Origin of the sequence: Streptacidiphilus sp. MAP12-20, assembly GCF_041262525.1 — a bacterium.
Taxonomy (GTDB): Bacteria; Actinomycetota; Actinomycetes; order Streptomycetales; family Streptomycetaceae; genus Streptacidiphilus.
This window is the reverse complement of sequence record NZ_JBGCCK010000011.1, coordinates 122,903-141,110: the sequence shown is the minus strand read 5'-3', so window position 1 is coordinate 141,110 and position 18,208 is coordinate 122,903. Positions and strand designations below refer to the sequence as shown.

Below are 18,208 nucleotides of genomic sequence, written 5' to 3'. Positions count from 1 at the left end.
ATCGCCCCCAGGTCGTAAGACCCGGCGGGAGCTCAGGCAGCCGAGGACGGGGTGGTCAGGCCGAGCGCGGCGTCGGCCTTGAGGATGGCCCGGTGGTAGTAGACGGTTGCGGCCTGCGAAGAGTTTCCGGCGACCTGGATGTAGAGATAGACGAAGGCCACATTGGGGCTCAGCCGGTCGATGGCCAGATAGCCGTTGACCGGAACACCCTGCACCGTCGCGTCCATCCGCTTCGCCACGGAGCCGGGACTGCCGAAGTCGACGTTGGTGAGCTTGAAGTTGATCTGGGTGGAGCCCGTGGGCAGGTTCAGCTCCTGGCAGGACTTGAGCGCGTTCACGGCCTGCGGGTAGCGCTGGTCCAGCATCGCCGCAGGTCTCGCCGTCAGGAACTCGCCGACGAACGGTCCGGTCTGGCCGCCTGCGAGGACCACCTGGGCGTCCTGGCCCGGCCCTCGACTCGGGCTCGGCGAGGCGGTCTGAGCCTGGTTCATCAGCATGGTCAGCTGGCTGCAGCCGGTCGCCTGGCCGGCGCCGGCCGATGGCGACGCGGTATCGCTGGGCTGGACGGTGAAGGCGGGCCCGAGGTCGGACGGGGTCAGCAACGCGGACGTGAGCTGGTCGGCACCGGGGAGCGACTCTGCGGGCGAAGGAGGCGAGGGATTGGTGGCATCGGCGGAGATGCCGACGGCTGCCTGGGTCCCCCCGGCGGTACATCCGGTGAGGGCTACTGCGACGGTGAGGGCTGCTGCGACGCCCATGAGCTGGATACGCATGAAGCCTCCTCGAAGGCCGGGCGCACACGAATCCTTCCCACTGTGCCACCTGGCCCGGCGGCCCGCCTCCCGAAGTGGGGCGGGACAGGCGGGTGTCGCGGGGGCACAGCGGGCGGGCCGGCGCCCGGGACTGCGGCAGGCGCGGGCAAGCGGCAGGCGGCAGGCCGAGGTGTCCGCCGGGCACCGGGCACTGGGACACCGGAGGCGCGGGTCAGGGAAACCGGGTCAGGGAACCGGGTCAGGGTCCTGTGCCGGGTCCGACGTCTGCGCGGCGTCTGCGGGGAGCCTCAGGTCCCAGCCGATGAGGGCGAGCAGTTCCTCGTGGGTGATGCCCTCGGGGATCGAGCGCGGCGGGGCGGTGCGGATGGGGGGCTGCCAGCCGTCGGACTCCGTCCAGCGGCGGACCGGCTTGGCCGGAGCGCCCGCGACCACGCTGTGGTCGGGGACGTCGCCGCGCACCACGGAGTTGGCGGCCACGACGACATTGCGGCCGATGTTCGCGCCCGGAAGGATCACCGCTCCGGTGCCGATCCAGCTGCCCGAGCCGATCCGGACCGGCGCGTTCCGGGGCCACTGCTTACCGATCGGCAGCTCGGGGTCGTCGTAGGAATGGTTCTGGTCGCTGATGTAGACGCTCGGACCGGTCCAGACGTGGTCCTCGAGGACGATCGACTCGTGGCCCACGATGTTGCTGTCCCGGCCGATCACGCAACCGTCCCCGATGCGCACGATCGGCTCCGGCCCGAGCCGCTGTCCGGGCGCGAAGCCCGCCGAGATCGAGACGCGCTCGGCGATGATGCAGTAGCAACCAAGCGCGATGCCGTGCTCGTTGAAGATCGAGCCCTGCGGGAACGCGAGCTTGGTGAAGGCCCCGATCTCGGCGAAGCGCAGCGGGCCCGGCTGCTCGGCGCTGATCGCACCCGCCTCGCGCACCCACCCCCAGCCCCGATGGACCAGGCGCGACGCGACACGGCGCGACCGCATCCGGGCGGCGCTGCGTATCTTGTCGGCGAACGGCAACGGCATGCGCCTACGTTAACCGGTCGGTAACCGTCTGAAAGGCGGGGGTGGCACGACTCACGTGCTCACTCGCTCGCCCACGCGGGCGGGCGGCGCTCCAGGAAGGAGAGCATGCCCTCGCGGGCCTCCTCGGAACCGAAGAGCAGCGCCGACTGCGCCACCATCGACTCGCCGTCGCGTTCGAAGGACCGCAGCACCTCCGCCGTCACCAGCCGCTTCGTCTCCGCCAGGCCCTGCGGACTGGCCTTGCGGAAGGCGTCCAGGATGCCGGAAAGGGCCTCCTTCGGGTCCTCGCGGGCCTCCGTGATCAGGCCGATCCGTTGCGCCTCGGCCGCGTCGAAGACCGAGCCGGTCAGGTACCAGCGCGACGCGCCGCGCGGGTCCAGGCGCGGCAGCAGCGGCAGCGAGATCACCGCGGGCGCGAGGCCGAGCCTGACCTCGGTGAAGGCGAAGGTCGAGGCCGGTCCGGCGAGGACGATGTCGCAGGCGCCGAGCAGACCCAGGCCGCCCGCGCGGACGTGGCCGTCGACGAGGGCGACGACGGGCTTGGGCGACTCCAGCACGCTGCGCATCGCGGTCACCAGGCGCCGCGGATTCGCGGTCGGGTCGCCGCCGGTCGCCTCGGACAGGTCCGCGCCGGCGCAGAAGGTGCCGCCGGTGTGGGTGAGCACGACCACCCGCACGGATGGGTCCTTCGCGGCGTCGGCGAGCCCCTGCTCCAACTCCGCGACCAGCCGCGCGGAGAGGGCGTTGCGGTTGGCGGGCGAGTCGAGGGTGAGCGTGGCGACTCCGCGCTCGACGGCGTGGCGGACCAGCGGCTGCTGCGGCTCTTGGGCGGTCATCGGTGCGCGTCCTTCCCAGGGTGGGCAGCCACGACTCTGTGGCGGCGCTCCACAGCCTATGCAGCCGGTCAACCATCCCGACAGCGGACATTCCTCACACCCGGACGAGAGTCAGATGCGGCCGACGACCGGGGTCATCGACCCGTCATCCGCCTGCTCGGCTACCGCCGCAGAGCCGCGAGCTCGCGTCGGCGGATCCCCGACCAGAGCAGGCGCTGCACGATCAGCGTCAAGGTCCCCGCGAAGGCGATGCCCGCCAGATTGACGCCGAGTTGGACGAAGGATCCCCAGCCCTGCGCGTATGCGTGGAAGGTCACCGCGAGCGCGGCGTTGCCTGCGGCCGGGACAGTGGTGACCGAGATCGCGACGCCGATGAGGGTCGCGGACTTCGCCGAGGTCAGCGAGAGCATGCCCGCGACGCCGGCGAGCATGGCGACGAGCAGAGACAGGATGTCCGGCTGCCAGATGAAGGAAGTCTGCGGGCGCGGCGCCTCGAACTGGGACTCCTTGAAGACCCCGAAGTGCTCCAGGAGCAGGCTGAACAGGATCGTCAGCAGGATCGCCACCATGAAGCCGATCACCAGCGTCACCACGGACCGCCAGGCCTCCTTGCGCTGACGGCGCACCAGCGCGACGCAGAGTCCCGCCAGCGGGCCGAACTCGGGGCCGACCACCATCGCGCCCACGATGAGGATCGCGTTGTCGAGCATCACACCGCAGGCCGCCAGCATCGTCGCGACCGTCAGGAAGGCGACGAAGACGAGGCTGAGCGTCGACTCCTCCTGCGTCATCTCGCTGACGGCCTCCCAGACGACGGCGTCCGCGCCCTCGCCCGGGGCCTCCTCCAACGCGCGGGTCGCGGCGTCGGACTGGGTGAAACCGGCGTCGCGCATCGTGATCGCGCCTTCGCGCGCCAGGCCGCTGTCCCGCAGAGCGGCGAGCAGTTCGTCCGTCGACTCGCGGGCCACGTCGCACTCGATCACGGTGCCCGCGGGGCGCACTGCGGCTCCCGGGAGCACCACGAGATGGGTGACCCCGAGGGCCTGGTCGAGCAGCGCCCGCACGCGGGCCTCCTGTGACGGCGGGACGATCAGGCGCAGATGCATCACATTGGTGAGGGTATGCGCTGCTCTGACGTGTTTATCCGATATCGCGTCGTCGCAGACCGGCGAGTCCCGCTCCGGCCAGCGCGGCCGAGATCAGTGTCAGCCAGAGCAGCGGCGCGACGTGGAAGCTGCCGCCGGGCAGCTTGGGGACGTGGGTGAAGGGCGTCAGATCCAGCAGCCACTGGCCCGCGTTGAGCGCGGGGCCGAGGTAGCCGATGAACAGCCACACGCCCAGCACGCTCCAGGCGGCCGCCGTCCACTGCGGCCGCAGGCCGAAGAGCGCGACGGTCGCCGCCGCGAAGACCCAGACCGCCGGCAGCTGGACCAGGGCGCCGACCAGCAGCTTGCCGGTCCAGCCTGCCGTGTCGCCAAGGGCGACCCCGGCCCCGAGGCCCGCCGTCAGCCCGCCGACGAGGAGCAGTGCGCCCGAGCCGAGCAGCGGGTAGAGCAGGTGGCTGCCGGCCCAGCCGAGGCGGCCGACACCGGTGGCCAGCACCGGTTCGGCGCGTCCCGAGGTCTCCTCGCCGCGCAGCCGCAGCGTCGCTTGGACGGCGTAGACGGCGGCGACCATGGCGAGCAGGTTCATCGAAGTGGCGAGGTAGGAGTCGACGACGCCGGTGCTGCCGCCCATCCGCTGCACGATCTGCTCGACGTTGGCGCTGCTGGAGATCAGCTGTTTCACGCCCTGGCTGATCCCGCCGAGCATCGCGCCACCGACGGCGAAACCGAACGCCCAGCCCAGCAGCGTGCCGCGCTGGAGCCGCCAGGCGAGGCCGACGGTGCCGCGCAGCGAGGGCGCGGCCGAGGGCGGGCCCGGACGCTGCGGCAGCAGACCGCTGCCGAGGTCGCGGCGTCCGGCGAGCGCGTAGCCGAGGGCGAGCTGTGCTCCCCCGGCGGCGATCAGCAGCGCGACCAGCCACCAGGCGTTGTCGTCGTAGGGGCGGACGCGCTCCGCCCAGCCGAGCGGGGAGAGCCAGACGAGCCAGCCGGGCCCGGTGCTCCCGGCCGCGTCGCCGCAGGCGCGAAGCAGGAAGGCGAGACCCAGGACCGCGCCGCCGATCCCGTTCGCGGCACGGCCGGTCCCGGTCAGCTGCGCGGCGACGGCGGCGACGCCCGCGAAGCAGACCCCGCAGCCGAAGAGCGCCGCGCCGAAGACCAGCGAGCCGGCGACCTGCTGACCCATCGCCAGCAGGACGACCGCGTTCACCCCGCCGACGAGGGCGGACGCGGTGACGGCGGCGCCGATCCCGGCCGCGAGCGGCGCGCCGCGCCCGACCGCGCCCGCGCCGATCAGCTCCAGCCGACCGGACTCCTCCTCGGCACGGGTGTGGCGGACCACGAGCAGCACGCAGAGCAGGCCGAGCAGCAGACCACCGAGGCCGAGCATCCGCCAGGCCGTCAGCGCGCCGGTGCTGCCGGTGTCGTAGACCGAGCCGTAGAGCGCGCGCAGCGAGCCGTTGCTGTTGATGCTCTGGGCCAGTTGCTCGCGGGAGGACTGGGAGGGGTAGAGCTTGCCGAAGGAGACGGCCGTCCCGGCGACGGAGCCGATCAGCGCGTAGAGCCAGCAGGCGAGCATGATCCGGTCGCGGCGCAGCGCGAAGCGCAGCAGTGTCGAGGCGCCTGCGAGGTTCATGACGCCCGCTCGGCGGCTGCGCCGGGGGCTGCCTCGGGAGCTTCCTCGGCGGCTGCCTCGGGGGCTGCCTCGGGGGCTACCTGGGGAACTGCCTCGTAGCGCCGCAGGAACAGCTCCTCCAGGGTCGGCGGACGGCTCGTCAGCGAGCGGACCCCGGCCGTCGTGAGCGCCCGCAGCAGGCCGTCGAGCCGGTCGGTGTCGACCTGGCAGTGCAGGTGCGTCCCTTCGAGTTCGACGTCGTGCAGGCCGGGCAGCGCGTCGAGGCCGGTCGGCGGGGCCGCGAGCTCGGCGGTGACGGAGGTGCGGGTGAGGTGGCGCAGCTCGGCGAGCGTGCCGGTCTCGACGGTGCGGCCGGCCCGGATGATGCTGACCCGGTCGCAGAGGGCCTCGACCTCGGACAGGATGTGACTGCTCAGCAGCACCGTCCGGCCGCGCTCGCGCTCCTCGGCGACGCAGCCGCGGAAGACCTCTTCCATGAGCGGGTCGAGGCCGGAAGTCGGTTCGTCCAGGATCAGCAGCTCGGCGTCCGAGCAGAAGGCGGCGACCAGGGCGACCTTCTGCCGATTGCCCTTGGAGTAGGTCTGGCCCTTCTTGGTCGGGTCCAGCTCGAAGCGTTCGAGGAGTTCGGCCCGGCGCTCGGGGTGCTGCCCGTTGCCGCGCAGCCGCCCGAGCAGGTCGATCACCTCACCGCCGCTCAGCCCGCGCCACAGCGTCACGTCGCCGGGGACGTAGGCGAGGCGGCGGTGCAGGGCGACCAAGTCGCGCCAAGGGTCGCCGTCGAGCAGCCTGGCCGCGCCGGAGTCGGCGCGGATCAGGCCGAGCAGCACGCGGATGGTCGTGGACTTGCCCGAGCCGTTCGGGCCGAGGAAGCCGTGCACTTCGCCCCGCGCGACACTGAGGTCCAGGCCGTCCAGGGCACGCGTCCGGCCGAAGGTCTTCACCAGTCCGGACACGTCGATCGCCGTCGTCATGGCCCCGACGCTACACTTGTTTCAGGAATTCGTGAATATTCTGAAGCTGCTGATGCGAGGATAGGCTGGCGCCATGGGGACACCACCGGAGGCCGAGGCACTGCGCTCGTACATCGAGCGCTTCTCCCAAGTGCTGACCGACACCGGCTTTCCGCGCATGCCGGCCCGTGTCTTCGTCGCACTGATGACCGCCGACAGCGGCAAGCTGACCGCCGCCGAGCTCGCCGAGCGACTGCGGATCAGCCCGGCCGCGGTCTCCGGCGCGGTGCGGTACCTGGGCCAGCTGAACCTGGTCGGCCGCGAACGCGACCCGGGTTCGCGGCGGGACCGCTACCTCGTCTTCGACGAGGTCTGGCGCGAGGCCATGCTCCGGCGCGACACGGTGCTCAGCCGCTGGGAGAGCGCCCTGACCGAGGGCATCCGGCTCCTCGGCCCTGAATCCCCCGCGAGCGCGCGGCTGGACGAGTCGCGGCACTTCTTCGGCTTCCTGCGCCGGGAGATGCCATCGCTGCTGGAGCGCTACTACCGCGAGCGCGAAGCGGCGTCCGCCGCGCCCGGCGCAGCCGACTCGACCGGCGACGAGGCGGAGCCTGCGGCCCGGCCCTGATCAGCCCAGCCCTGATCAGCCCAGCCAGCCCGGGCGGACCAGGCCCGACTCGTAGGCCAGCACCACCAGTTGCGCCCGGTCGCGCGCGCCCAGTTTCACCATCGCGCGGCTGACGTGCGTCTTCGCCGTCAGCGGGCTGACGACGAGGCGGCCGGCGATCTCCTCGTTGGTCAGGCCCAGACCCACCAGCGCCAGCACCTCGCGCTCACGGTCCGTCAGCCGGGCCAGGGACGCGGGCTGCTCGGGCACCTTCGAGCGAGCGGCGAACTCCGCGATCAGGCGGCGGGTGACGCCGGGCGAGAGCAGCCCGTCCCCCGCGTGCGCGGCGCGGACCGCACGGACCAGTTCGGCGGGCTCGGTGTCCTTCACCAGGAACCCGGCCGCGCCGGCCCGCAGGGCGTCGAAGACGTACTCGTCCATCTCGAAGGTGGTGAGCACGACGACCTTGACCTCGGCGAGGGCCGGGTCGGCACAGATGCGGCGGGTGGCGTCCAGCCCGTCGAGCTCGGGCATCCGGATGTCCATCAGCACGACGTCCGGCACCAGCTCGCGGGCCAGCGCGACGGCCTGGAGCCCGTTGTCCGCCTCGGCCACGACGGTGACGTCCGCCTGGGCGTCGAGCAGGGACCGGAACCCGGCGCGGACCAGCTGCTGGTCGTCGGCGAGCAGTACCCGAATCATCGTCATGTCCTTCACTTCGCCGGGTAGGAGTTCAGGGGCAGGAGGGCATGGACCAGGTAGCCGCCGTCGGGCGCGGGGGCGGCCTCGACGCTGCCGCGCAGTGCGCTGACGCGCTCCCGCATCCCGATCAGGCCGGAACCGCTGCCGCCCGCGCGCGGCCCACCGGCCACCGAGGCCGGGCCGGGGTCGCGGACAGTGATCGCCAGGCGGTCCGGGCCGTAGTCGAGGGTGACCTCGGCACTGCGCGCCGAGGAGTGGCGGATCACGTTGGTCAGCGCCTCCTGGACGATCCGGAATGCGGCGAGCTCGACCCCCAAGGGCAGCGCGCGCTGCTGGCCCGCGTGCCGCACGCGGACGGTGAGCCCCGCCGCGGCGGCCTGCTGCACGAGTTCGTCGATGCGGCGCAGGTCGGGCGCGGGACTGCGCGGCGCGCCGGGCCCGCTGCTGCTGCCGTTGCTGCCGGTGCCGCCTGTGCGCAGGGAGCCGAGCACCTGACGGACCTCGCCGAGAGCCTGCTTGCTGGTGTCCTTGATGGTGCGCAGCGCGGTGCGGGCTTGGTCGGGGTCGTCGTCGATCAGTTCCAGGGCCACGCCCGCCTGCACGTTGATCAGCGAGATGCTGTGCGCGAGCACGTCGTGCAGCTCACGCGCGATCGCCAGCCGCTGCTCGTCGGCGAGCCGCGCCTCCCGTTCGGCCCGTGCGATCCGCCACTGTCGGCGCTGCTCGACCCGCATACGCATCATCTCGGCGGCGCCGACCACGACCAGCAGCCACGCGAGCAGTCCCAGCTCAGCCGGCCAGCTGAGCCCGTGCGTGAAGGCGTTGACGACGACGTGGGCGGCGTAGAGCGTGCCCATGCTGATCCACGCGGCGCGCCGCCTCCCGGCCAGCACGGCGTTGACGTAGGCGAAGACGACGCTGAGCACGATCGGGCCGTAGGGGTAGCCCAGCAGCAGGTACACACCGGCGACGAGGGTCGTCCCGATGCATACCTCGAGCGGCCAGCGCCTGCGCACCACGAGCAGCGCGGGCCCGAGCAGCAGCAGCGCGTACGCGAGGTGGTCCATGGCCCGATGCGACCCGTGCTGATGCGCGGCAGCGGCCCGCGTCCCCACCACCTGGACGAACGCGACCGCCACCGCAGCGGCCAACGGCGCTCCGCGCCACCGGGTTCTCATAAGGGAACCGTAGGCCAGCCGCCCCCGCCGCGCCGTCACCTCCGGGCAGTCCCCCGACGTACTCCCTCCGGAGTACCTGCGGAGTACCTGTGGGGGGCGCGGGCGAGTCGGCGGACGGGACCCGTCAGCGCGGCGAGCGCCCTGTCGGGGCCTCCGGCCTGGGCGGTCCGCCGAGCCCTTCTGCGGATTCCGGGCACGCCGCGCCACGCCGGGCGCAGCACCGGCGACGGCGAGGCCGGCAGGCGCAGCCGCAGCAGCGGCGGCGAGGGCCGCAGGCGCAGCGGCAGCGAGGCCGGCAGGCGCAGCGGCAGCAGCGGCGGCGAGGGCCGCAGGCGCAGCGGCAGCAGCGGCGGCGAGGGCCGCAGGCGCAGCGGCAGCGAGGACGGCAGGCGCAGCGGCGGCGGCAGCGAGGACGGCAGCGGCGAGGGCGGCAGCAGCGGCCGACTGCCTCGGTTTCCTCCCCGGCACGACATCCAGCCCAGATCCGGGTCTAGCCCCCGGGCCTGGCTCGCCCTCCCTCCGGGACGGCGTCATCGGCGGCGGCGAGGGCGGCAGGCGGAGCCGCAGCGAGGGCGGCAGCGGCGGCCGACCGCGTCGGTTTTTCCCCGGCACGACATCCAGCCCAGATCCGGGTCCAGCCCCGGGCCTGGCTCGCCGTCCCGCCGGGAGGGCGTTAGCGGCGGGTGAGGAAGGCGATGGTCTGGCGGGCCAGGCCGTATTCGCGGCTGAGGCGGGCGAAGGTCGTGTGGCCCTGGGTGACGCGCGCGAAGGCGCGCCACGCGGGGCGGAAGCCGAGGACCGCCGCGTGGAAGGCCTGCGGGCGGCGTTCGAACGCGGCGAGCATCCGGCGTCCCACGCGCATCTCCACGCCCAGGTCGGCGCGGATGTCGAAGGTGTAGCCGAGGCCCTCGCGGCGGACCGCAGGCTCCGTGTCGGCGACGGCGGCGCGCGCCGCCCACTTGCCGGCGAGGCGGCCCGAGCGAAGCGCGTAGGAGATGCCCTCGCGGGTCCACGGCTCCAGCAGGCCCGCCGCGTCGCCCGCGACCAGGACCCGACCACGGGAGAGCGGGGAGTCCTCCGCGCGGCAGCGCGTCAGGTGGCCGGACTCGACGCTCGGGGTGAAGCCGTCGAGTCCGAGCTGGGCGATGAAGTCCTTGAGGTAGGCGCGCGTCTCAGCGCCCTGGCCGCGCGCGGCGATGACGCCGACGGTCAGACTGTCGCCCTTGGGGAAGACCCAGCCGTACGAGCCCGGCAGCGGCCCCCAGTCCAGCAGCACTCGGCCGCGCCAGGTCTCGGCGACTGCAGGCGGGACCGGGATCTCGGCCTCCAGGCCCAGGTCCACCTGGTCGAAGACCACCCCGACGTGCGCACCGACGCGTCCGGCGCTGCCGTCCGCGCCCACCACGGCCCGCGCCTTGACGACACGTCCGTCCTGGAGAGCGACGAGTGCGAGGCCGCCCTCGGCCTCGTCCGGCTGGGTCACGCCCGTCACCGTCACGCCGGTGACCAGCATGGCGCCCGCCTTCTCGGCGGCCTGGACCAGGCCGTGGTCGAACTCGTCGCGGTTGATCAGCCCGAAGAGCATCCGCTTCGAGCGCCGGGTGCGCTCGTACCGGCCGCCGAGGGTGAAGGTGATCGCGTGGACGCTGTCCTTGAGCGGCAGCGTGAAGCCGGGCGGGAGGGCGTCCCGCGAGGGGCCGATGATGCCGCCGCCGCAGGTCTTGTAGCGGGGCGGCGCGGCCTTGTCGAGCAGCAGCACCCGTGTCGCCCCGGCCTCCGCCGCCCCGTAAGCGGCCGAGGCTCCGGCCGGGCCCGCGCCCACGACGACGACGTCCCAGACGCCGCCCAGTTCATCCTCCAGCAGCTCGGCCGCGTGCAACTCGGCCGCGCCGAGCTCAGCCGTCAGGCCCTCGGCGGCGGCGAGGTTTTCGAGGTCATCTGCGCCGGGGCGCTGGTTCTGGCTCACGATCGGTCATATTACTTGCGCGTCCGCGCGCGAGCGCGGACAGCGCCCACCCGGCCGCGCCGAGCGCCGCGCCGGCGCCGCCCCCGAAGGAGACGGCCGCGACGAGGTCGTTCCCGGCCAGCCGCCCGGCGACGCTGCTGGCCGCGTCCCTGCGCACCCGATGGACCGCGCCCACGGCCGTCGCAGCGGCGATGAGGGACACGCCGCGCGCGCGGGAGGCGGGAGAGACAGTGGCGGCGGGCTCCTCCGGCGGGGTCGCCCGCAGGGTTCGGCCGCCCGTGTAGGCGAGCGCGGCGAGCCCGGCGACAGAGCTCGCCCACTGCAGCGCCTGGTAGACGGGCATCCGTCCGTTGATCCGGTGGCCGAGCGCGGGCCAGTGGCGCTCGCCGAAACGACCGTGGTGGGTGAACGCGTCCCAGGCCACGTGGGTGAGCGCCCCGGCCCCGGCGGAGGCGACGAACCACGCGGCGTCGGCGGGGGTGACCTCCTTGCGGGTCGGCCTGGTGAGGACGGCGACCCGGTCGGCGAGATCCTGCGGCAGCAGCGCGGTGAGCGGCTCGCGCAGCAGCCCGTGCCAGGCGCCGGCCAGCCCGGCGGCGACCGCGACGTCCAGCGTCGCGACGGCCCACGGCCGGTGGGTCAGCCGGCCGATGCCGTAGGTCCCGGGGAGCACGCTGTCGAGGAAGTACGGCACGTCGGGCGCGAGCGACCCGGCGACCAGGGCCGACGCGACCAGACGCCCCCGCGGTCGCCCCGAACGGAGCAGCGGAAGTACGGCGGCGGGATGACTGAACGTGAACGGCACAGTGCCCATCCTGCCCCGAACGTCCCCCGCCCCGCCCATGGACGCGACCGCCGGGGCCGCCCGTCCCGCCCGTCTCAGCGTTCGTGGCCCGCTTCGAGGTAGAGGACACGGCCCGCGGCGCGAGCCGCGAGCGCGGCGCGGAGGCGGGCCAGCTTGTTGGGGGCCAGGTGGGCGGCCCAGTCCTCCGGGCCGACGAAGCTCCAGGCGCGCAGCTCCGCCGCCGGGAGGGTCAGTCCTTCCTGCGCGGCGGCGCTCACCAGGCCGCCGTCGAAGACCAGGCGTAGGCCGCCCGAGCGGGGGCCGCCGTTCGGCTCCCAGTCAACGGCGAGCAGCCGGAGCGAGTCCTCGGCGAGGACGAGGCCCAGCTCCTCCTCCGCCTCGCGGACCGCCGCAGCGGACGGGGCCTCGCCCGTCTCGACGACGCCGCCCGGGAACTCCCATCCCGGCTTGTAGACCGGATCGACGAGCAGGACCCGGCCCGCCTCGTCGAAGAGGAGGACCGCCGCCGCGACGGTGTCGCCGCCCGCGACCGGGTCCTGCACGATCGGGACGCACGCGGAGCCCTCTCGTACCAACTCCAGTATCTGCTGGGCCGCCTGTCCCGGCGTCAGCTCGGAGGAGTCGACGACCGCCGCGTCCTGGCGGAGCCAGTCGAGGGCGGCGGAGTAGGAGTCGACGTGGGCGAGACGCCAGCCGCGCGCGCCCGCCTCGGCCTGGTCGGCCTCGATGCGCTTGCGCAGAATCGTTTCCTCAGCGTGCAGCAGGACGTGGTGGACCTCCATTCGCCGCGAGGCCAGCGTGCCGAAGATCTCGTCGCGGTAGTCCTGCCTGAGCAAGGCCATCGGCACCAGCAGCGGGACTCCGTCGCCCAGTTGGGCGCTCAGCGCGGTCAGCGCATCGGGAACGAGACGGCGCCAGGCAGTCAGGTCCTGGTAGTCGGCCAGATCGAGCAGCAGGTCCGCCGGGAGGATGTTGCGCAGAAACTCGCCGATGTCCTCGGGGTCGAAAACGTGGGAGCCGGGGAGCAGTCGGTGCAGTTCACGCACGGTCGTTGTCTTGCCGGCGCCGAATGCGCCGTTGAGCCAAACGATCACATGTCCCCCAGCCGGAGTTCAGCGAGCCAGCCCGCATCGTACGACGGACCCTGCGCGGCGGGGTGGCTGCGCGGGGTCCGTCGGGTGGTTCCGGGGGTGTGTCCGGGGTGGGGTCAGCCCTTGCGGGTCTTGATCTCCTCGGTGAGCTGCGGCAGGACCGCGAACAGGTCGCCGACGACGCCGAAGTCGGCGAGTTCGAAGATCGGCGCCTCCGGGTCCTTGTTCACCGCGACGATCGTCTTGGACGTCTGCATGCCCGCCCGGTGCTGAATCGCACCCGAGATGCCGTTCGCGATGTACAGCTGCGGCGAGACCTGCTTGCCGGTCTGCCCGACCTGGTTGGAGTGCGGATACCAGCCCGCGTCCACCGCGGCGCGGGACGCGCCCACGGCCGCACCCAGGGAGTCGGCCAGCGCCTCCACGACGGAGAAGCCCTCCGCCGCGCCCACACCACGCCCGCCGGAGACCACGATCGCGGCCTCGGTCAGCTCCGGACGCCCGGTCGAGACCCGCGCGGTCCGGGAGGTGACCTTCGTACCCGTCGCCGCCGGGGAGAACGCCACCGTCACGGTCTCGATCGTGCCGGCGGCCGGGGCCTGCTCCGGGGCGGCCGCGTTCGGCTTGACCGTGATCACCGCGATGCCGTGCGAGACACGGGAGGTGACGGTGAACGACGCCGCGAACGCCGACTGCGTCGCCACCGGACCCTGCTCGGAGGCGGTGAGGTCGACGGCGTCGGTGATCACACCCGAACCCAGGCGCAGCGCCAGCCGCGCCGCGATCTCCTTGCCCTCACCCGAGGACGTCACCAGCACCGCCGCCGGGTTCACACTCGCCGCGATCTGCGCCAGCGCGTCGACCTTCGGCACCACCAGATAGTCCGCGAACTCGGACGCCTCCGCGGTCACGACGCGCTCGGCGCCGAACTCGCCCGCCTTCGCCGCGACAGCGGCAACCGCATCGCCCGCGCCCAGCACCACCGCGACCGGCGTGCCGATGCGACGCGCCAGCGTCAGCAGCTCCAGCGCGGGCTTACGCACGACACCGTCCACATGGTCCACCAGGACCAGAATCTCATCCATGATCAAAACTCCAGAAGAAGGGGAAACGGTCCAGGAAGGGCTAGATGAACTTCTGCGCGGCCAGGAACTCGGCCAGCTGCCTGCCGCCCTCGCCCTCGTCCTTCACGACCGTCCCCGCCGTACGGGCCGGACGCGCCACGGCCGCGTCCACCACGGTCCACGCCCCCGCCAACCCCACCCGCTCGGCGTCCAACCCCAGGTCGTCCAGATCCCAGGACTGCACCGGCTTCTTCTTCGCCGCCATGATCCCCTTGAAGGACGGGTACCGCGCCTCACCCGACTGGTCCGTCACCGACACGACCGCGGGAAGGGACGCCTCCAGCACCTCCGTCGCCGAGTCACCATCACGGCGACCCGTCACCGTGCCACCGTTCACCGCGACCTCGGAAACCAGCGTCACCCCGGGCACGCCCAAGCGCTCCGCCAGCAGCGCCGGCACCACACCCATCGTCCCGTCCGTCGACGCCATCCCACACACCACCAGGTCGAACCCGGCCTTGCCCACCGCAGCCGCCAGCACCGCGGAAGTAGCGATCGCATCCGACCCGTGAATGTCGTCGTCGTTCACGTGCACGGCCTTGTCCGCACCCATCGACAACGCCTTACGCAACGCGTCCTTCGCGTCGTCCCCACCCACCGTCAGCACGGTCACCTCGGCGTCCCCCGACGCCTCCGCGATCCGCAACGCCTGCTCCACCCCGTACTCGTCCAGCTCCGACAACAGGCCGTCGACCCCGTCACGGTCGGTCGTGAAATCCTCCGCAAACCGACGATCCCCCGTCGCGTCGGGCACGTACTTCACACAGACAACGATCCTCAAGCTCACGACCTGTCTCCTGTACTGGTCCCTTTGTTACTGCCAGGTAGCTTACGCCCTGGCGCGACCCGTCGTGCGGAGACCCCGCCAACGCGCCCACTGTTGGAGCCATACTCCCCCAAGCGGCTGTAAAGGGAACGACAGGCCCGTCGTCGATCGTTGTGACTTCGACCCTATTGACCGCCGACGATCGACCATCGACTCCTATGGCACACGTCATGCACGGCACGAGGCACGCCTGCGAATCCGAGGTGAGGTGCCTCTCGATCGTATTAATTCGGCCAACGTTCGTGCGAAACTATCCGCGAGTCAGCAACCTACGCTGACGTAACCGTAGGCTCGGGCATCAGCCCGCTGAGCATTGGGCTGACTGTGGCAGATCTTGTGTACCCGCCGATCATCGGTTCCGCCTTGGCCGTGTTCCGCGGACTGGACCTGAAGATCGAGATCGTCGGCGCGGAGAACGTACCGCGTCGCGGCGGGGCCGTGCTGGTCAGCAACCACATCAGCTACCTCGACTTCCTCTTCGCCGGCCTCGGCGCATTCAAGTCGGCCCGGCGGATGACCCGTTTCATGGCCAAGGACGAGGTCTTCCGGCACCGGATCTCCGGCCCGCTGATGCGCGGAATGAAGCACATCTCCGTGGACCGCTCCGACGGGCAGCCCGCCTACGACGATGCCGTGAAGGCGCTGCGGGCGGGCGAGGTCGTGGGCGTCTTTCCCGAGGCGACGATCAGCCGCTCGTTCATGCTGAAGAAGTTCAAGACCGGCGCCGCCCGCATGGCTGCCGACGCGCAGGTGCCGCTGCTGCCGGTGGCGCTGTGGGGCACCCAGCGGCTGTGGACCAAGGGCCGGCCGAAGAACCTGACCAGGCGCCACACCCCGATCACCATCTACATCGGTGAGCCGATCGTGCTCACCCCGCAGGACAGGCCGGTCATGGTGACCCGTCGGCTGCGCGCCGCGATGAGCGAGCTGCTGGACCGCGCCCAGCGCAACTACCCGGACTCCCCCTCCGGCCCCGAGGACACCTGGTGGGTGCCCGCGCAGCTGGGCGGTACGGCGCCCACCCCGGAGCAGGCCGAGGCCGAGGACGAGAAGGCGGCGGCCGAGAAGGCCGAGCGCGCCGGCCAGTCGGACTGATCAAATCCGCGCAGCTCAGCGGGTGTGCTGTCGGCGGCGGGTGGTACGTTCGTGAGATGGACCAGCAACAGCTCGCCAACCTCGCCCACCTTCGGCGGGCGCGGGATCTGGTCGACCGGGATTACGCCCGTCCACTCGACGTCCCGACCATGGCGCGCCATGCGCTGATGTCGCCGGGGCACTTCTCACGGGCCTTCCGTGCGGCCTACGGCGAGACGCCGTACAGCTACATCATGACCCGGCGCGTCGAGCGGGCGATGGCGCTGCTGCGCACGGGCATGAGCGTGACGGACGCGTGCATGGCGGTCGGCTGTACCTCGCTGGGCTCGTTCAGTTCGCGATTCACCGAGCTCGTGGGTCTGACGCCGAGCGCCTACCGCGCCGGGGAGCACAGCGCCGTGCTGGCGATGCCCTCATGCGTCGCCAAGGTGCGCACCAGGCCGATGAAGGGCCGCCAGGTCAGGAACGAAGAAGCGGACGACACCGCCGCTGCCTAACGTTGGCTGCATGACCATCTCACTCCAGTACTGCAACATCACCGTCAACGACACGGACGAGGCGCTGGGCTTCTACCGCGACGCGCTCGGCTTCGAGGTGCGCAACGACGTGGCCTCGGAAGGCTTCCACTGGATCACGCTGGGCAGCCCGGCCCAGCCCGGCCTGGAGCTCGTTCTCTCGGTCCCGCACGCGGGCAGGTCCCAGGCCGACGGCGACACCCTTCAGGAGCTGCTGGTCAAGGGCGTCCTGCCGCAGCTCGTGTTCCGCACCGACGATCTCGACGCGACCTTCGAGAAGGTGCGGGCCTCCGGCGCCGAGGTGATGCAGGAGCCCATCGATCAGCCCTGGGGCCCGCGCGACTGCGCCTTCAGGGACCCTTCCGGCAACCTGGTGCGCATCGCGCAGGCGCCGAAGGCCTAGCCCCAGGGCCAGCCCCCTCCCGGATTCGGAACTGGTTCGGCCGTTCGGGGAACCGGACGGCCTTCCGTTCCGTCCCAACGGCACCTGACCTGTCGAGGAGCCACCATGAAGCCGTTCGTCGTCGCCGTCACCGCCGCCGGCGCCATCAGTCTCGCCACCGTGCTGACGGGATGCGCATCGTCCACCCCCATATCCGTCAGCAGCCAGAGCACGCCCGTCACGCCCGGCACGCCGACGACCGGCGCTGTCGTGAAGGTCGGTGCGAGCGACAAGGGCCGCACCGTCACCGTGCACCAGGGCCAGCGCGTCGCGCTCGTGCTGACCGGCGGCTACTGGCAGGTCCAGGGCAGCAGCGCGCCCGCCGTGGTCCGGCAGGACGGCGGGTCGAGCTACCTCTCCCCCTCCCCCGCGGGCTGCGCGCCCGGGGTGGGCTGCAGGCCGCAGGAGACCGACTTCACCGCGCTGACCGTCGGCACGGCCAAGCTCACCGCCTCGCGGACCAGCTGCGGCGAGGCACGGCGCTGCACCGGCGACCAGGGCAGCTACGCGGTGACCATCAACGTCACGGCGGGCTGAGTCAGCTCAGCATCCGTGCCGCGTGCAGGCGGCTTGCGTGTTCGACCAGAGCGATCAGCACCTTCTTCCCCGAGTCCCGCTCGCGCGCGTCGCAGAGCAGCACGGGGGTGCCGACCTCCAGGTCGAGCGCGGTGCTGATCCGTTCGATCGCGTGCTGGCGGGCGCCGGTGAAGCAGTTCACCGCGACGACGAAGGGGATGCTGCGCCGCTCGAAGTAGTCGACCGAGGGGAAGCAGTCCTCCAGCCGCCGGGTGTCCGCCAGCACGACGGCGCCGAGCGCGCCGTGGGCCAGCTCGTCCCAGAGGAACCAGAACCGGTCCTGCCCGGGGGTGCCGAAGAGATAGAGGGACAGGCCGTCGCGGATGGTGATCCGGCCGAAGTCCATGGCGACCGTGGTCGTGGTCTTCTGCTCGACGCCACCGAGGTCGTCCACGCCCCGGCTGGCCTCGGTCAGCAGTTCCTCGGTGCGCAGCGGGCGGATCTCGCTCACCGCGCCGACCAGCGTGGTCTTGCCGACCCCGAAGCCGCCGGCGACCAGGATCTTCAGGGCGAGGGCGGGCTCCGGGTCGGGCGCGGCAGCCTTCTTCGCGGCGGGTGCGGGGACGGGTGCGTCAGAGTGCACGGAGGCCATTGATCACTTCTCGCAGGATGCGCTCGTCGGGGAGCATGGCGGGCGGAACGGGGCGGCTGACGCGGATCAGAGCCGCGTCCAGGAGGTCGCCGAGCAGCACGCGGACGACGCCGACCGGCAGGTCCAGGTCGGCGGCGATCTCGGCGACGGACTGGGCCTGGAACCGGCACAGGTCGAGGATCGCGGCGGGTTCGGGGGCGAGCCCGAGGTCCGCGCCGTACGGGCTGTCGGCGCCGTAAGGGGTGTCCGCGACGACCATGGCGATCAGGTCGAAGGCCTCGCTGGCGGGCCTGGTCCGGCCCCGGGTCAGGGCGTAGAGGCGGACCATCGGGCCCGCCTCCTCGTCGAACCAGTTCGAGTCCATC

The 18,208-nt window shown here is 72.3% G+C and carries 21 protein-coding genes; 5 read left to right on the top strand and 16 right to left on the bottom strand.

Going from position 1 to position 18,208, the window contains the following annotated elements; genetic code table 11:
* Window positions 1–32: 32 nt before the first annotated feature.
* The 6 genes from ABIA32_RS17235 to ABIA32_RS17210 all read right to left on the bottom strand — a co-directional run bounded on the left by ABIA32_RS17235 (window position 33) and on the right by ABIA32_RS17210 (window position 6,345).
* Window positions 33–773: a hypothetical protein gene (locus ABIA32_RS17235; protein ID WP_370095983.1), complete on the bottom strand. Its 741-nt coding sequence runs from the start codon at window positions 771–773 to the stop codon at window positions 33–35.
* Between the two features lie 225 nt (window positions 774–998).
* Entirely contained in the window at window positions 999–1,799 is an 801-nt protein-coding gene (locus ABIA32_RS17230) for a DapH/DapD/GlmU-related protein (RefSeq protein ID WP_370095981.1), read from the bottom strand.
* A 59-nt stretch (window positions 1,800–1,858) separates the two neighbouring features.
* Window positions 1,859–2,635: an enoyl-CoA hydratase family protein gene (locus ABIA32_RS17225; protein WP_370095979.1), complete on the bottom strand. Its 777-nt coding sequence runs from the start codon at window positions 2,633–2,635 to the stop codon at window positions 1,859–1,861.
* A 161-nt stretch (window positions 2,636–2,796) separates the two neighbouring features.
* On the bottom strand, window positions 2,797–3,744 hold the full coding sequence (locus tag ABIA32_RS17220; protein ID WP_370095978.1) for a DUF389 domain-containing protein: 948 nt from the start codon (window positions 3,742–3,744) through the stop codon (window positions 2,797–2,799).
* Window positions 3,745–3,775: 31 nt separating this feature from the next.
* Window positions 3,776–5,374 carry an ABC transporter permease gene (locus ABIA32_RS17215; protein ID WP_370095976.1) on the bottom strand — a complete coding sequence of 533 codons (1,599 nt, stop codon included), beginning with the start codon at window positions 5,372–5,374 and terminating at the stop codon, window positions 3,776–3,778.
* Complete coding sequence (locus ABIA32_RS17210; RefSeq protein ID WP_370095974.1) at window positions 5,371–6,345, bottom strand: ATP-binding cassette domain-containing protein; 975 nt, start codon at window positions 6,343–6,345, stop codon at window positions 5,371–5,373. Before ABIA32_RS17210 ends, ABIA32_RS17215 begins: the two co-directional genes overlap by 4 nt.
* Window positions 6,346–6,418: 73 nt before the next feature.
* Here ABIA32_RS17210 and ABIA32_RS17205 point away from each other — a divergent pair, with 73 nt between their 5' ends.
* On the top strand, window positions 6,419–6,952 hold the full coding sequence (locus ABIA32_RS17205) for a GbsR/MarR family transcriptional regulator (protein ID WP_370095972.1): 534 nt from the start codon (window positions 6,419–6,421) through the stop codon (window positions 6,950–6,952).
* A gap of 15 nt (window positions 6,953–6,967) precedes the next feature.
* Here the strand turns inward: ABIA32_RS17205 and ABIA32_RS17200 are convergent, their stop codons facing one another.
* The 8 genes from ABIA32_RS17200 to ABIA32_RS17165 form a co-directional block, all read right to left on the bottom strand.
* Window positions 6,968–7,633 (bottom strand): response regulator, encoded by a 666-nt coding sequence (locus ABIA32_RS17200; protein ID WP_370096179.1) that lies wholly within the window; start codon window positions 7,631–7,633, stop codon window positions 6,968–6,970.
* A gap of 11 nt (window positions 7,634–7,644) precedes the next feature.
* The gene (locus ABIA32_RS17195; protein ID WP_370095970.1) at window positions 7,645–8,811 is read right to left on the bottom strand and encodes a sensor histidine kinase; all 1,167 of its coding nucleotides are present in this window, start codon (window positions 8,809–8,811) and stop codon (window positions 7,645–7,647) included.
* A 35-nt stretch (window positions 8,812–8,846) separates the two neighbouring features.
* Entirely contained in the window at window positions 8,847–9,284 is a 438-nt protein-coding gene (locus ABIA32_RS17190) for a hypothetical protein (protein WP_370095969.1), read from the bottom strand.
* 200 nt (window positions 9,285–9,484) lie between these two features.
* The gene (locus ABIA32_RS17185; protein WP_370096177.1) at window positions 9,485–10,690 is read right to left on the bottom strand and encodes a geranylgeranyl reductase family protein; all 1,206 of its coding nucleotides are present in this window, start codon (window positions 10,688–10,690) and stop codon (window positions 9,485–9,487) included.
* A 55-nt stretch (window positions 10,691–10,745) separates the two neighbouring features.
* Window positions 10,746–11,582, bottom strand: coding sequence for a DUF4184 family protein (locus tag ABIA32_RS17180; protein WP_370095967.1), 837 nt, complete (start codon window positions 11,580–11,582; stop codon window positions 10,746–10,748).
* A 74-nt stretch (window positions 11,583–11,656) separates the two neighbouring features.
* Window positions 11,657–12,676, bottom strand: coding sequence for an NUDIX domain-containing protein (locus ABIA32_RS17175; protein WP_370095965.1), 1,020 nt, complete (start codon window positions 12,674–12,676; stop codon window positions 11,657–11,659).
* 113 nt (window positions 12,677–12,789) lie between these two features.
* A complete protein-coding gene (locus ABIA32_RS17170; protein ID WP_370095963.1) occupies window positions 12,790–13,758 on the bottom strand; it encodes an electron transfer flavoprotein subunit alpha/FixB family protein in 969 nt (322 codons plus the stop codon).
* A gap of 40 nt (window positions 13,759–13,798) precedes the next feature.
* Window positions 13,799–14,584, bottom strand: a complete 786-nt coding sequence (locus ABIA32_RS17165; protein ID WP_370095961.1) for an electron transfer flavoprotein subunit beta — start codon at window positions 14,582–14,584, stop codon at window positions 13,799–13,801.
* A gap of 363 nt (window positions 14,585–14,947) precedes the next feature.
* Here ABIA32_RS17165 and ABIA32_RS17160 point away from each other — a divergent pair, with 363 nt between their 5' ends.
* From ABIA32_RS17160 to ABIA32_RS17145, 4 genes are all read left to right on the top strand, one after another.
* The gene (locus ABIA32_RS17160) at window positions 14,948–15,718 is read left to right on the top strand and encodes a lysophospholipid acyltransferase family protein (protein ID WP_370095959.1); all 771 of its coding nucleotides are present in this window, start codon (window positions 14,948–14,950) and stop codon (window positions 15,716–15,718) included.
* Between the two features lie 56 nt (window positions 15,719–15,774).
* Window positions 15,775–16,215, top strand: coding sequence for a helix-turn-helix transcriptional regulator (locus ABIA32_RS17155; RefSeq protein ID WP_370095957.1), 441 nt, complete (start codon window positions 15,775–15,777; stop codon window positions 16,213–16,215).
* Window positions 16,216–16,225: 10 nt separating this feature from the next.
* Complete coding sequence (locus ABIA32_RS17150; protein WP_370095955.1) at window positions 16,226–16,636, top strand: VOC family protein; 411 nt, start codon at window positions 16,226–16,228, stop codon at window positions 16,634–16,636.
* Window positions 16,637–16,741: 105 nt separating this feature from the next.
* Complete coding sequence (locus tag ABIA32_RS17145) at window positions 16,742–17,212, top strand: hypothetical protein (RefSeq protein WP_370095953.1); 471 nt, start codon at window positions 16,742–16,744, stop codon at window positions 17,210–17,212.
* 1 nt (window position 17,213) lies between these two features.
* Here ABIA32_RS17145 and ABIA32_RS17140 read toward each other — a convergent pair whose 3' ends face one another.
* Together ABIA32_RS17140 and ABIA32_RS17135 are read right to left on the bottom strand one after the other, a co-directional pair.
* Complete coding sequence (locus ABIA32_RS17140; protein WP_370095951.1) at window positions 17,214–17,843, bottom strand: ATP/GTP-binding protein; 630 nt, start codon at window positions 17,841–17,843, stop codon at window positions 17,214–17,216.
* Window positions 17,824–18,207, bottom strand: coding sequence for a DUF742 domain-containing protein (locus ABIA32_RS17135; protein ID WP_370095949.1), 384 nt, complete (start codon window positions 18,205–18,207; stop codon window positions 17,824–17,826). Before ABIA32_RS17135 ends, ABIA32_RS17140 begins: the two co-directional genes overlap by 20 nt.
* Window position 18,208 lies beyond the last annotated feature (1 nt).